The sequence below is a fragment of the Pseudomonas sp. K5002 genome (genome assembly GCF_013386655.1).
Classification (GTDB): domain Bacteria; phylum Pseudomonadota; class Gammaproteobacteria; order Pseudomonadales; family Pseudomonadaceae; genus Aquipseudomonas.
Window position 1 is genome coordinate 1 of record NZ_JACARK010001461.1, and the last position, 483, is coordinate 483.

Sequence of the window (483 nt, forward strand, 5' to 3'; positions counted from 1 at the left end):
CGCGCATGATCCCCAGGCGCTGGCGACCGATCTGCGACAGCGGCGGGTGGTACAGCAGCACACAGTGGCTGGCGGCGCTGCCCCGGCCGACGCGGCCGCGCAATTGGTGCAGTTGCGCCAGGCCCAGGCGCTCGGGGTTCTCGATGATCATCAGGCTGGCGTTGGGGACGTCGACGCCGACTTCGATCACCGTGGTCGCCACCAGCAATTGCAGGTTGCCGGCCTTGAACTCGGCCATTACCGCGGCCTTTTCCACCGGCTTCATGCGACCGTGAATCAGCCCGACCTTGAGTTCGCCCAAGGCGCTGGTGAGGTCTTCGTAGGTGGTTTCGGCGGCCTGGCAGGTCAGCTCTTCGGATTCTTCGATCAGCGTGCACACCCAATACGCCTGACGGCCTTCGGCGCAGGCGCCGCGCACCCGTTCGATGACTTCGACGCGGCGGGTGTCGGTGACCAGCACGGTGTTGACCGGCGTTCGGCCCG

General features: G+C 66.9%; 1 protein-coding gene. It reads right to left on the reverse strand.

Translation table 11 applies throughout. The annotated features are described in order from the left end of the window. A partial coding sequence (locus HX846_RS37195) for a helicase-related protein (protein ID WP_256740463.1) occupies positions 1-483 on the reverse strand: 483 nt, incomplete at both ends.